The organism is Corynebacterium sp. KPL1814, assembly GCF_000478175.1.
GTDB lineage: Bacteria > Actinomycetota > Actinomycetes > Mycobacteriales > Mycobacteriaceae > Corynebacterium.
Genome location: NZ_KI515779.1, coordinates 1 through 13560, shown reverse-complemented (window position 1 = coordinate 13560; position 13560 = coordinate 1). Strand labels below are relative to the sequence as shown.

The window sequence follows — 13560 nt, the reverse complement described above, 5'->3', positions numbered from 1 at the left end:
ATGTCTGATTCAACGCACGCTTCCTCCACGCACGCCGCGGACACGAGCAATAGCGGTGCCAGCATCGTCTTCGATCACGTCACCAAGGCCTATTCGGGCCAGGACTCCCCCGCCGTGGAGGACCTTTCCTTCGAAATTCCGGCGGGCGAGCTGGTCGCATTCGTCGGCCCGTCTGGTTGCGGTAAGACCACCTCGCTGAAGATGATTAACCGCTTGGTGGAGCCAACCAGCGGCACCATTTATATCGACGGCGAGGATGCCACCAAGAAAAACCCCACGCAGCTGCGCCGCGATATTGGCTACGTCATCCAAGGCGGCGGCCTCATCCCGCACATGTCCGTCGCGGATAATATCGCGCTTGTGCCCAAGCTGAAGAAGTGGAAGGCCGATAAGATTTCGCAGCGCACCGACGAGCTATTGGATATGGTCGGGCTCGATCCTGCCACCTACCGCGATCGTTTCCCCAGCGAGCTATCCGGTGGCCAGCAACAGCGCGTCGGCGTCGCCCGCGGCTTGGCTGCGGATCCTCCGGTTGTCTTGATGGACGAGCCCTTCGGCGCGGTCGACCCCATCACTCGCACCCGCCTGCAGGATGAATTGGTCAATATCCAATCCGAGCTGAAAAAGACCATCATCTGCGTCACGCACGATATCGATGAGGCCATCAAGCTGGGCCACCGCATCCTCATCTTTGAGCCAGGCGGAAAGATCAGCCAGTACGATACGCCCGACAATATCCTCGCCGCGCCCGCAAATGATTTCGTGGCTGACTTTATTGGTTCCGGCTCCGCCTTAAAGCAACTCAACCTACGTCGTGCGGACGAGCTGGAGCTTGCGGATCAGGCGACCGCGCGCATCGGCGAATCCACCGATAAGGCGCTAGCGCGCCTGCGCGAGGCCGGCGAAGAAATGGTGGTCATCGTCGATGACAAGGGCCATCCCCGCGACTGGATCTTCGCCCGCCAGCTCGAGCGCTACGAGACCATCCCGGAGCCGCAGTTCGAGCTCAACTCCGTTGTGGATGCGCGCTCTACGCTAAGCGATGCCATGTCTGCCATGCTTGCTTCCTCCCACAGCGGCGCGCTTGTTACCCGCCGCGGCGAATTCGTGGGCGTTTTGTACTACGAAACGGTCACGGATTATATCCAGCAGATGAACGCCGCGGCTCAAGAGGCTTTAGATGAAAAGGAGGTGGATTCCGGTGGAGAAATTTAAGCGCCTCACCGGTGAAGACCGCCTCCTTATCATCGGCATCCCCATCCTGGTGGTGCTCACGGTGGGCGGTTGGCTCATCTGGCACGCCACCGCCGAGCTGGATGATATTGAAGAGCGCACCCTGCAGATTAGCTCCGTACTCACCATGACCCGCGAGCACTTGGTCCTCGTGGTCATCTCCGCGTTGCTGGTCATCGCCACGGCCGTGCCACTGGGCATCGTGCTAACGCGCAAGTCCACCAAGTTCATGGCGCCGATCATCACCAGCATCGCGAATATCGGCCAAGCCGCGCCCGTCGTCGGTGTCATCGTCTTATTGGCCATCTGGTTGGGCTTTGGCGAACCGGTGGCCATCCTCGGCCTCTGGTTCTATGCCTTCTTGCCGGTGCTCGCCAATGTGATTGCGGGATTGCGGGGTGTGGATAAGCAGCTTGTCGAGGCCGCCTACGGCCTCAGCATGTCACCCTTCCAGGTTCTCACCAAGGTCGAGCTGCCCATGGCCCTGCCCGTTATCATGACCGGTATCCGCACCTCCTTGGTGCTTTTGGTCGGTGCTGGTGCGTTTGCCACCTTTATTGATGCCGGCGGCCTCGGCGGGCTGATTACCACCGGTATCACCCTCTACCGCAATCCTATTCTCATCTCTGGCGCAGTCCTTATCGCCGCCTTAGCCTTAGCGGTCGAATGGGTGGGCCGCCTTCTTGAGGTTGTCTTCGCCCCGAAGGGAATGATCAAATGAAACGCCTCCTCGCAACGCTTGCCGCCGCAAGCACGTTCTTCCTCACCGGGTGCGGCCTCGGCACCGCCGGTGGCCTCATCCCGAGTGGGGAGTTAAAGGGCGACCTTGCCGATATCGACCTCGACGGCGCCAATATTTCCATCGGTTCCAAGAACTTCACCGAGCAGGTCATCTTGGGCAAGATTGGCGCAATCCTCTTGGAATCCGCAGGTGCCAACGTAAAGGACCTGACCAATATCCCCGGCTCCACCTCGGCGCGCCAAGCGCTGGAGGTCGGCGATATGGACTCCATGTTTGAATACACCGGTACCGCCTGGATTACCTACCTGGGCAATGCCGATCCGGTCCCCGGCTCGCAGGAGCAATACGATGCGGTAAAAGATGCCGATAAGGACAACGGGCTTACCTGGCTGCCCCCAGCGCCGATGAATAATACGTACGCGCTAGCCATTAGCGAGCAGTCCCACGCAAAGTACGGCCTCGAATCGCTGGCAGATATTAAGGGAGTTCCCACCAACGAGCAGACCTTTTGCACCGATAGCGAGTTCTTGGCCCGCAATGATGGCCTGCTTACCATGTTGGATAGCTATGGCGTTGAAAAACCACCGCGCGACCGCATCCGGATCATGGATTCCGGCGCCGTCTATGCCGCCTTGAATAAGGGCGAGTGCACCTTTGGTTCAATCTTCGCCACTGATGGACGCATTAAATCCCTGAACCTCACCGTACTTGAGGATCCTGAGCTCTTCTTCCCCAAATACAACCTCGCCCCAGTTGTGCGCACGGAGGTCCTGGAGGAACACCCAGAGATCAAGGATCTCTTCGCTCCCTTAGCGGAGCTCCTGACGGATGAGAAGATGCAGGAGCTCAATGCCCGCGTGGACGTCGACGGTGAGGACTACACCGCCGTGGCCCGGGATTTCCTTATCGATGAAGGGCTGCTAGAAGCTTAATCATCTGGCCGCTCTACCAGCGCAAATGGATTTACAGGAAACTTTCAGTAATTTTCAGCGACCTATCAGATAGATTCCATTGCTGTTCCAGCCACATGCCCCATACTTAAATCATGCGTTTGAGAGAGCGCATACGAGAGAGATAGAGAGAACCCCTCAGTTTCCAGAGGGCGGTGAAAACCGATACATGGAAACACCCTTGTAGAGAGAGACGTCAGCGGCACTCGGAACCGACAGGAACCGGGTGCCGCTGGCGTTTTACTAGTCACATTATTCGCCGCCGTTTTGCCCGCTGCCTCTGCCTGCCGCCGCTGGCTATCGCCTCGGCCCCGCTGCAAGGCCGAACCACCCGCGCTAGGCGGGCTTCTTCCGTGGGATTTCCTTATCGAAGTCAATGAGCCGTCCCAATGCCCAATCGCGGTCCGTAAGCAGCCGGGCAAATACCATCCCCGCGCCGATAGCGCCTACTACCATCAAACCGGTGGCCACATTCGCCACAGCCTGATCCATCTGTCCATCGTTGAGGTAATAAACCGCGCGGAACATCGTCACCCCAGGAATCATAATGACGGCGGCAGGCACGGTCGTGGTAATGCGCGGCAACCGCGCCTTTTGCGAGGCCACCGCTCCCAAGAGTCCGATAATCAGCCCGCCAATAAAAGCCGCAAAGTAGATGGTCGTGCCCAGTTCAAGGAGTCCCAGGCGCACCGCATTGGCCACGGTTCCCACGCTTGCGGCAACTAGGACCATGCGGCGCGAGGAATTAAAGAGGAAGGCAAAGCCCGCGATGCCGAAGAAGCTGGCGACAAAAGCCAGCAGGTACCACCGCGTATCCGGCGCGGGGACCGGCGGATCCGGGCTAAGATCCGTCAACCAACTGACCATGGAGACTGTAAACGTAGCGGTAAAGATGACCGTAAACGCATACCCCAGCCTGGCGATGCCCGCGTCAAAGTCAAAGCGCGCAATATCGATCAGGGCCGAAAACAGCGGGAACCCCGGAATCAAAAAGAGCACCGTCGCGACATAGCCCGAGGACAGCGAGCTCGGCTCTACCACCCCGGCAAATCCTAGGATCTCGATAAGAATAAAGAACGTGATGCTGGCTGCCGCGCCACCGGCGATGATCCCGCCAATTTGGTGCACGTGCTGGTGGAGCACCTCATAGCGCACGAACTGCCCCACGAACGCCGCCAGCGCGACGAGCCCTACCGCCTGCACCGGAAAGAAGTTCAGGAATGCAAACGCCGCGCACGCGACCGCGGCTGCGGTGGATAGAACCCACACATTCCAACGCTTTTTTACGTCACTTTCAATGGAATCGAGCATTCCCGAAAGCTCTTCTGCAGTAATTCCGGAGTACAGGCGGTTATGGGTGAGGTCCTCCAATGCCTCAATGCGGGAGGCATCAACGGCCGGCGAATGCGTGCGCGCAATCACGGTGCGAAAGGAGTCACCCCGGTGAAAGGTACAGGTAATCTGCGTTAGCCCCACGTTGGCATCCAAGTAGTCAAACCCTAGCGCCCGGGCGCTGCGCTTCATACCGCGCAGCACGCGATATCCCGATGTGCCAGCGCCCATCAGCATCATCCCGACACGCAACACGACGTCAGCTTCCACGCCCATCTGCCGGTGAAAATTCGGATCATACTGCGACGACAAATCTTTCACCTCTACCTCGCGGGAAAGCTGCGGGCCAGGCCGCCTTTCGCCGGCCATTGCCCCAGCTTCCACCCACATTTTGGCTGTTTCTTCTACCTTCCAGACTAGCGCACCGCCTGCCTACCCCGTGTCCCCTCTTAGCCTCCACTAACTTTCAGGAAAATTCCAGCTTTTTTCAATGCCTATAACAGGGTCTAGCGCCATACTTTCCTTAGCGTTTGAGAGAACGCAAGAGAGATAGAGAGAACCAGCTCCAGCGCCCTGCGGCCCTTTACTGAGGCCCGGGCGCTGGAGTTGTTTTCATCGAGTTCGCAATAGTCCCCTAGCCTTTACGGACTCGACGATTACAATTCATCAAAAGTTTCCATTATGTGAAACACCCCGTAATCTACGCGGTTTACGTTGGCTGGGTGACTCTCAGGGATGACCACGCCGACGCTAAGAACGGCATCGCGACTGCCACGGCCACTGGCCCGAGCAACGATAATTCATCGGAGCTCGTACGAAAGGCTACAAAGAGCCGACATAAAGAATGGTTGCTGGCTGCCGTACTTTTGGCGCCCAACCTCATCTTGCTGGCTATCTTTACCTACCGGCCGCTGCTGGATAATATTCGGCTTTCCTTTTTTAATTGGAATATTTCCAGTTCAAGCTCCACTTTTGTTGGCTTTGATAATTACGTGGAGTGGTTCACGCGCGATGACACAAAGACGATTGTATTAAATACCGTCATTTTCACCTTTTTCGCGGTCATCGGCTCCATGGTTATTGGGCTCGCGCTTGCGCTACTTCTCAATCAAAAGATCAGGGGCCGCAACTTCGCACGCTCGGTGGTCTTCGCGCCCTACGCCATCTCCGGTGCCGCAATCGGTATCGCCTTCCAGTTCGTATTCGACCCCAACTTTGGGTTGATTCAAGAAATCCTCGGATGGTTTGGCATTAGTTCTCCAAACTTTTATGCCGTGCCTGGCTGGGCGTTGTTCATGGTGACATTTACATTCGTGTGGAAGAACTTGGGTTATACGTTTGTCATCTACTTGGCTGCCCTACAGGGCCTAGATAAGGAATTAGACGAAGCTGCCGCCATTGATGGAACAGGCCGTTGGCGTAAATTCTGGCGCGTGACAATGCCGCAACTGCGCAATACCACCTTCTTCCTTTCCATTACGGTACTGCTCAACTCTGTGCAGGTCTTCGACATCATCAACGTCATGACCCGGGGCGGCCCTCAAGGAAACGGCACCCAGACCCTGGTTTTTCAGATTTATAACGAAACCTTTGTCAACTTCCGTGCTGGTTACGGCGCCACTGCTGCGACAATCCTATTCCTCATCCTGCTCGTCGTTACGTTGATTCAGGTCCGCATCATGGATAAGCGAGGTTAACCCACCCTATGGCTGATTCAAATCTTCACATGATCACAGACTCTTCCCCTGTAGCAAGGCGTGCCAAACTCATCGGTGGGTACGTAGGAATTATCCTCGTCCTCCTACTCGTGGGACTGCCGTTGTTCTGGATCTTAATGACCTCATTCAAGGCCAGAGGTGATATTTACACCGACCCAGTTAACTGGCTACCGCCGACGTGGGAAACCAAAAATTACGCAGATGCCACAACGCGCGTCCCTTTCTGGACCTACCTGCGTAACTCGGTCTTCATTACCGCGGTGCTATCCGCTATAAAGATTGTGCTTGGTGTCGTCTCCGCCTACGCGTTATCTATCCTTCGCTTCCCAGGACGCAATCTAGTGTTCATCGTGGTGGTTTCTTCCCTGATGGTCCCCGCAGAAATCACGGTGATTTCCAACTACGCCTTGGTCAATTCCTTGGGCTGGCGTAATACCTTTGTCGGCATCATCGTCCCGCTGGCTGGTGTTGCATTCGGCACCTTCCTCATGCGCAATCACTTCCTGTCCTTGCCTTATGAGCTTGTGGAAGCTGCTCGCATGGACGGCGCCGGCCCCATTCGCTTGCTCACCAAGGTGCTTCTTCCCGTTTCTTGGCCAACATTGACAGCTTTTTCCGTGATCACCCTAGTAAACGAGTGGAATACCTACTTGTGGCCTTTCCTGATGGCAGATACGGAACGTGTCGCTCCCTTGCAGGTGGGCCTGACCATGTTGCAAAACAATGATGGCGTTACTAACTGGGGCCCAGTAATGGCCGCTACCGTTCTAACCATTCTTCCGATGGTCGTCATCTTCCTTGGCCTGCAGAAATACATGATTCAAGGTCTCACCACTGGCGCCGTAAAAGGTTAGAAGGTTTCTATCCCCATCGCGCTCGCCGTTTTCACCCACTTCTTCGCAATTTGACTTAAATATAAGGAGATACCCATGCTTCGCCGTAAGTTTCTCGCACTAGCTTCCACTGCTTCTACCGCTTCATTTCTTGCCGCTTGTGCTGGCACCTCATCTACGAGTTCCCAGGGCAGTAGCGACGGTGGCAATGGTGGCGAGGTCACGGAATTGACGTGGTGGTCCAACCACCCAGCTTCTTCAAAGGACATCGAAAAGGAAATCATCTCTCGCTTCGAGAAGGAAAACCCTGATATTAAGGTCAACCTTGTTGACGCTGGAAAGAACTACGAGGAGGCAGCACAAAAGTTTAATGCTGCACTCACCGGCTCTGATCTTCCAGACATCGTGGTTCTCTCCGATGTGTGGTGGTACAACTTCGCTATCAACGGGCAGATTGCCAATGTTGATGATCTAGCCAAAGAAGCCGATATTGACCTTTCAAGCTATGTCCAGCCACTCTATGAGGACTACAACTACGACGGCGGCCACTTCGCGCTTCCCTTTGCTCGGTCGACTCCCCTGTTCTTCTATAACAAGGACGCTTGGAAGAAGGCTGGCCTGCCGGACCGCGGACCGGAGTCTTGGGACGAAATGGATGAGTGGTCTAAAAAGCTCGCGAGCGCGGATTCCAAAATGAAGCCATTTGGCTGGGGCGACGCCGTTGGCTACCTGGGATGGATTTTCCAAGGCCCCTTGTGGTCTAAGGGCGGCGCCTACTCCGATGAGTGGGATTTGAAGTTCACTGATGGCAAAACCATCGAGGCTGTGGAATGGCTCAAGGATGTTACCGATAGCAAGAATGGCTATTCCTACATGGGCAATGACATGGCTATGGAATTCGGTACCGGACGGGCTGCAGCCACTGTCCTATCCACAGGCGACCTTGCAGGTATCTCTGATACCGCTGACTTCGAATTAGGAACCGCATTCCTTCCCAATCCAAAGGGAGACGGCGCTTGCCCCACCGGAGGTGCCGGTCTTGCCATTCCTTCCGGTATTAGCAAGGACCGCCAGTTGGCAGCCATTAAGCTGATTGATTTCATCACGAACGACGAAAACACCTCGTACTGGTCCCAAAATGTGGGTTACATGCCGGTCCGCTCTTCTGCTGCCGACAACGAGGAACAAAAGAAATTCATGGAAGAGAACCCGAATTTCGAGACTGCTATCAAGCAGCTTCCAGAAACTCGCCCACAGGACAACGCCCGTGTATTCCTCCCTGGTGCAGATCAGGAGATTGGTGGAGCCTTCGAGAAGATCGTCACCAACCGCGACGATGTCACCAAGGTGCTCACGGATCTGGAAAAGACTCTGCAGTCCATTTATGACAACCAGGTAAAGCCCGTCATTAACGGCTAACCGTGCCAATTCTCCTTAACATCTGAAAGGTAACACCATGGCTACTGTCACATTTGATGGAGCAAGCCGCATCTACTCCAAAGACGCGGAGCGTCCCGCAGTTGACCAACTCAATCTAGATATTGCCGATGGCGAATTTTTGGTCCTCGTCGGGCCTTCTGGCTGCGGAAAATCCACCAGCCTTCGAATGCTCGCTGGCCTTGAGCCAACGGACCGAGGTTCCATTCGGATCGGCGGAAAAGACGTCACTGGAGTCAGCCCATCAGATCGAGACGTAGCCATGGTCTTTCAGAACTACGCCCTGTACCCGAATATGTCGGTCGCGCAGAATATGTCCTTTGCCTTGGAGAACCGGAAAGTTCCCAAGGACCAGATTAAGACGCGTGTGCAAGAAGCCGCGAAAATTTTGCAGATGGAGGATTTACTTGACCGAAAACCCGCGAATCTTTCAGGCGGCCAGCGTCAGCGTGTAGCGATGGGCCGCGCCATCGTGCGCGAACCTGCTGTATTCTGCATGGACGAGCCACTATCCAACCTGGATGCAAAACTACGCGTCTCTACCCGCGCGCAGATTTCAAATTTGCAACGCCGCCTAGGCACCACGACGGTGTACGTGACCCACGACCAGACCGAAGCAATGACCATGGGTGACCGCGTCGCAGTTCTTAACGCCGGTGTCCTACAACAAGTAGATACCACTCGTGAAATCTACGATCGCCCCCAAAACGTCTTCGTTGCCGGCTTTATCGGCTCCCCTGCGATGAATATCTACAACCTCGCACTCACCTCTAGCCAGCTTTCACTGGGGTCTACTCGCATCAACTTGGCCAATTACGACTTCGATGGTGCGCAATCCATTACCGTTGGCGTTCGCCCTGAAGATTGGGTGCACACAGAGGAAGGTGCGGAATTCACCGTTAAGCACGTTGAAGAGCTCGGCAATCAAACCTACCTCTATGGCGACTTGGCAGAATCCGGGGAGAATCTACAGTCGACGACCCGAATGGGCGGACAAACTGGCATGTTAGTAAGCGCTCGCCGTGATTACACGGTGGGTGACACTTTCCGCGTTTCCCCAGATCCTGACCGCATCCACCTATTTAGTTCTTCTACTGGTGAGCGTCTAAACTAAAGTCGACAAAGCGAAGTTAACAATGTAAATTTCTACTTTGCCCGGTGTAGCAAAAATTCATTGTTACTCGATTGCCTGAGGCATCCACGCAATTCTGTTTCCCGCGGATATTGCTAAGACCAACTGCATTCCACGAACGATAAAGCCAATCGAAAGGTCACTAACTGCCGATGCGCTCTCTAAAGAAGCTATCTGTCACTGCCCTTGCCACCACCGCCATTCTCGGTACTATCGCCGCGCCGGCAGCGAACGCAAAGAGCGACCCAGTACGTTCCATCATCGATCCTGGAACCTGCAAGACCATCACCAAGCTAGCTAACGAGGGCAAGCCGGTTCCAGATCCTTCCATCCTCCACGATGAGGACTCTGTAAAACCTTATTTCAGCGATGGCGTACTGAAGTACAAAGTGGCGGATAACTTCCCATACCGCAAGCAGCTGGACGCCGCCGTTGCCGAGTGGAATGAGGCTCTCGGGGGGAAGGCTTCCCTTCAGGAAGTAAAGCCTTCCGAAGCTGATGATGACACCATTTCCATCATCTACAATCCGGATCCTCGCGGCTACGTCCAGGGGTCGGCTTACCCAGATCACAAGTTGGTCTCCATCAAGATGCCCAACGCCACCTACCCTGAGGCGCTCCAAGGCACCATTGCTCACGAGCTAGGCCACATGATGGGCGCGGGGCATTCCTGTGCCGGCGCACTTATGGCAGGTTCCAATCAAAATCCAATCTCTTATCACGTAACCCCGCTTGATGCAGCGGCCATCATCCAAGGTCAGTTCGACTAAGCTTGCCTCGGCTTCTCCCCTGGTCCTGAACGGGAGCCAGGGGATTTTTATATGCCCAGTTTCGGGGTGTTGGATAAGCCGCGTTGGGCGAATATGGGCATCGGCTAGCAGCGCTGCTGCTAACGTTGCCCTTATTCAAAGGTTTGCACAAGTAAAGGAGCCTGCCCTATGGAGACGTGGGAGCCCACATTGTCCACTGGTACGTTGCTAGGGATTGCAGTTGCTGCGGTCGCTGTAATTTTGGTACTGGTCATATATTTCAAGCTCCATGCTTTTCTCACGCTGCTGGTGGTGTCCGCTCTGACGGCACTCGCGGCAGGCATACCACTCGAAGGCATTGTCCCTACGATGACGGAAAGTTTCAGCTCCACCCTTGGCTCGGTTGCGCTACTGGTGGGGCTCGGCGCCATGATCGGCCGGCTCGTGGAATCTTCCGGCGGTGCGAAATCGCTTGCCGATGCCATGGTTCGCCGCTTCGGCGAAAATAAAGCGCCTCTTGCACTCGGCGTCGCCTCGCTGATTATGGGCTTCCCTATCTTCTTTGATGCTGGGCTTATCGTGATGCTGCCGGTTATCTTTGCTGTTGCCCGCCGCTTGAATGGCCCAGTCCTTGCCTTTGGCTTGCCGGCCGCTGGCGCATTTTCTGTCATGCATGTCTACCTGCCACCGCACCCCGGTCCTGTCGCCGCAAGCGAATTCTACGGCGCCGATCTTGGCTTGGTGCTGCTCGTCGGCCTACTGCTGGCTCTGCCTACCTGGTATATCTCTGGCTACCGCTTTGGACTAGTGGCCGGAAAGAAATTCCCGTTCAAGGTCACTGACGCCATCGCCGGGCCCGTCCTTGATGAGGAAGAACAACCCTTAAAACCTGCGTCCGCCACCACAGTGATTTCCATCCTGCTCATCCCGATGGTGCTTATCTTCTTCAATACTGGGCTCAACGCTCTAGCTTCCTACGGCACCATTGATGCCGATGCCACGTGGGTCAGGTTCTTCGTCATGCTCGGCCAAACCCCAATCGCACTGCTGATTACGGTGCTTATCGCATTGGTAGTTCTGGGCCTGCGCCGCAGCGTGGAAAAGTCGGCGTTGGAAAAACTCGTTGACTCCTCGCTTGGCCCTATCTGTTCCGTCGTACTTATTACCGGTGCGGGCGGCATGTTCGGTGGAGTGCTTCGCACCTCCGGCATTGGCGATGCGCTTGCCGATTCCCTCTCCGGTCTCGGTATCCCCGTCATCCTGGCCTGCTATCTCATCGCCGTAGCCCTCCGCTTGGCACAAGGTTCGGCCACCGTCGCACTCACCACTGCTGCTGCCCTCATGGTCCCCGCCGTGGAGGCTGGCGGGTTCAACGAACTCCAACTCGCACTCATCGTCGTGGCCACCGCCGCCGGTTCGGTCTTTGGCTCTCACGTCAACGATTCCGGATTCTGGCTCGTCGGCCGCCTGATGGGTATGGATACCATGACAACTCTGAAGACTTGGACCGTCAACCAGATGCTCATCTCCATCATCGGTTTCACACTCGTCCTAGTCCTCTACGGCGTGGCCGCAGTCTTTTAGGCGCCGGTTTTAATCCAAGCCGCAGCGTCTTCTGCAATCTCTTCCGCTGGCCGCGTCACATCGAAGACGCGGCCAGTTTCATCTTCTTCCAAGGGCTCCAAGGTATCGAATTGCGATTGCAACAACGACGCCGGCATGAAATGTCCCGGACGGTGTTGCATCCGCTCATACAACACATCAAAGTTACCGTGTACGTGCACAAACGCCACGCTTGGGCAGTACTTTCTAATCAAATCCCGGTACTTTCGCTTCAGTGCACTGCACCCCACCATCGCGCCTTCTGGCCTATCCGCCAACCACTGACCGATCTGTTTTAGCCACGGCTCCCGGTCCTCATCATTCAGCGGCGTTCCCGCGGCCATCTTGTCGATATTTGCCTGCGGGTGCATGTCATCACCGTCGCGGTACTCTAGCCCTACCAGCGGCGACAGCACCTCCCCCACCGTTGTCTTGCCCGAGCCAGAGACTCCCATGACGACGACGTGACGGAATTTGTTCTGGTTCATGGTGACTCCTTGGGTTGGCTTTTTCTGTTCAGTTTATCCGCTTCGAGTTGCAAGACCCGAACTTTGAAATTACGGATGCAGATCTCGACGAGAAGCAGCTTCCTTTCCGAATTTTTCGTGGAATCCCCTATTCTGGCGAAGGTTACAAAGATCCTAGATTCCACAAATGAGGTACCCCCTCGTTTAGTGGACACCCGATGAGTGCGAATCATGTGTCCGTGAGAGTGGATGTTCACCGTGAGTCAACACCGCCAAAAATACACGCCGGAGTATCGACGTGAAACCGCGAACCTGGTAATTAAATCGCAGCGCCCAATCTCTCATATGGCTAATGAAATCGGTGTGACACCTAGCCTTTTAGGCCGGTGGGTAGAAATGAGCGGAACCACCGAGGATCCTCCAATGGGCTAAGCGAGGCCAATCTTTGCGCTGAGAACGCTCGTCTACGCCGTGAGCTTGCAGAAGCGAAGATGGATAACGAGTTTTTGTCAAACGATAGCCTTCTTCGCTTTAAGGCAACGCGAATAGAAAAGTTTGAATTAATGTAGCCAGAGCAAGGCGAATTTCATCATCAAGCGCATGGCACGCCTTTTGAAGGTAACTCGGTCTGGATACTACACATGGGCGTACACGCAGCAGCAACGCTCATCCGGTAAAGATTGCCGGAAGTCCTTTTACGATGATGTTGATCGCAAGATTCATCGGATCTGAAAAGACTTCGACGAGATGTATGGCGCTCCGCGGATCACCGCAGAAATAGCTGAGCGCGACCAGATGGTTCTTAGCCGAAAGACTGTGGCTAAGCGGATGTGTCTGGTGGGGTTTGAAGGGAACTCGCCGCGTGCCTTTATGCCGGTGACAACGACTCAATCTAAGCTCAAGTCCACGCTTCCTTGCCTGGTCAAGACCATGTTTGATGCCGTTGAGCTCAACCGGGTGTGGATGTCAGATACTACTTACCTGCGCACCGGTGAAGGCTGGTTGTACTTGTGCGTGGTCCGCGATAGCCATTGCCGTCGTGTGCTGGGGTGGGCTATGCATAGCGTTCAAGATTGGGCCTGATCCCCGGAAAATGGACACGCCAGGGTTGAGAGTGTCTAATGGTTTGTGTGTGGGAACCTAACCCGCATAAGGAGATGAACCAGAATGACTACTATGGCGAGACGAGATCCGGCCGATAAGGCCAAGATTGATGCGATTGAAAAGAAGCTGCTTGCTAACCCAGAAATCGCGAAACTGATTGATGAGCTAGGCACGTCCACCACGGATGCCAACGACCTAGTTCGGGGCATGTTACAAGCCTCAATTACCCGGGGTTTGAATGCTGAAATGGATGCCCACCTA

At 55.3% G+C, this 13560-nt stretch carries 13 protein-coding genes and 1 pseudogene; 12 read left to right on the top strand and 2 right to left on the bottom strand.

All coding sequences use genetic code 11. The features are described 5' to 3' along the window. The 3 genes from HMPREF1257_RS11010 to HMPREF1257_RS11000 are packed head-to-tail and all read left to right on the top strand — an operon-like array spanning position 1 to position 2907. Positions 1–1215, top strand: coding sequence for an ABC transporter ATP-binding protein (locus tag HMPREF1257_RS11010; protein ID WP_023025567.1), 1215 nt, complete (start codon positions 1–3; stop codon positions 1213–1215). Beyond that, positions 1202–1954, top strand: a complete 753-nt coding sequence (locus HMPREF1257_RS11005) for an ABC transporter permease (protein ID WP_023025565.1) — start codon at positions 1202–1204, stop codon at positions 1952–1954. Before HMPREF1257_RS11010 ends, HMPREF1257_RS11005 begins: the two co-directional genes overlap by 14 nt. Continuing rightward, entirely contained in the window at positions 1951–2907 is a 957-nt protein-coding gene (locus HMPREF1257_RS11000; protein ID WP_023025563.1) for a glycine betaine ABC transporter substrate-binding protein, read from the top strand. Before HMPREF1257_RS11005 ends, HMPREF1257_RS11000 begins: the two co-directional genes overlap by 4 nt. A gap of 354 nt (positions 2908–3261) precedes the next feature. Here the strand turns inward: HMPREF1257_RS11000 and HMPREF1257_RS10995 are convergent, their stop codons facing one another. Beyond that, entirely contained in the window at positions 3262–4533 is a 1272-nt protein-coding gene (locus HMPREF1257_RS10995; RefSeq protein WP_198010522.1) for a threonine/serine exporter ThrE family protein, read from the bottom strand. Positions 4534–4979: 446 nt separating this feature from the next. Here HMPREF1257_RS10995 and HMPREF1257_RS10990 point away from each other — a divergent pair, with 446 nt between their 5' ends. The 6 genes from HMPREF1257_RS10990 to HMPREF1257_RS10965 all read left to right on the top strand — a co-directional run bounded on the left by HMPREF1257_RS10990 (position 4980) and on the right by HMPREF1257_RS10965 (position 11710). Further along, positions 4980–5954, top strand: coding sequence for a carbohydrate ABC transporter permease (locus tag HMPREF1257_RS10990; protein WP_034659666.1), 975 nt, complete (start codon positions 4980–4982; stop codon positions 5952–5954). Between the two features lie 29 nt (positions 5955–5983). After that, on the top strand, positions 5984–6829 hold the full coding sequence (locus HMPREF1257_RS10985; protein WP_051138425.1) for a carbohydrate ABC transporter permease: 846 nt from the start codon (positions 5984–5986) through the stop codon (positions 6827–6829). Between the two features lie 75 nt (positions 6830–6904). Beyond that, entirely contained in the window at positions 6905–8227 is a 1323-nt protein-coding gene (locus HMPREF1257_RS10980) for an ABC transporter substrate-binding protein (protein WP_023025555.1), read from the top strand. 37 nt (positions 8228–8264) lie between these two features. Beyond that, positions 8265–9359: an ABC transporter ATP-binding protein gene (locus HMPREF1257_RS10975; RefSeq protein ID WP_023025553.1), complete on the top strand. Its 1095-nt coding sequence runs from the start codon at positions 8265–8267 to the stop codon at positions 9357–9359. A gap of 170 nt (positions 9360–9529) precedes the next feature. Beyond that, positions 9530–10147: a hypothetical protein gene (locus HMPREF1257_RS10970; protein WP_023025551.1), complete on the top strand. Its 618-nt coding sequence runs from the start codon at positions 9530–9532 to the stop codon at positions 10145–10147. 168 nt (positions 10148–10315) lie between these two features. Beyond that, on the top strand, positions 10316–11710 hold the full coding sequence (locus HMPREF1257_RS10965; RefSeq protein WP_023025548.1) for a GntP family permease: 1395 nt from the start codon (positions 10316–10318) through the stop codon (positions 11708–11710). On the opposite strand, the gene HMPREF1257_RS10960 is transcribed toward HMPREF1257_RS10965, so the two are convergent. Then, positions 11707–12216, bottom strand: coding sequence for a gluconokinase (locus HMPREF1257_RS10960; protein ID WP_023025546.1), 510 nt, complete (start codon positions 12214–12216; stop codon positions 11707–11709). The genes HMPREF1257_RS10965 and HMPREF1257_RS10960 overlap by 4 nt on opposite strands. Before the next feature lie 228 nt (positions 12217–12444). Here HMPREF1257_RS10960 and HMPREF1257_RS12700 point away from each other — a divergent pair, with 228 nt between their 5' ends. The 3 genes and pseudogenes from HMPREF1257_RS12700 to HMPREF1257_RS10950 form a co-directional block, all read left to right on the top strand. Further along, complete coding sequence (locus HMPREF1257_RS12700; RefSeq protein WP_084529706.1) at positions 12445–12627, top strand: transposase; 183 nt, start codon at positions 12445–12447, stop codon at positions 12625–12627. 315 nt (positions 12628–12942) lie between these two features. Next, entirely contained in the window at positions 12943–13278 is a 336-nt protein-coding gene (locus HMPREF1257_RS10955; protein WP_023025544.1) for an IS3 family transposase, read from the top strand. Between the two features lie 93 nt (positions 13279–13371). After that, a pseudogene (locus tag HMPREF1257_RS10950) lies at positions 13372–13560 on the top strand (IS256 family transposase); the annotation flags it as partial.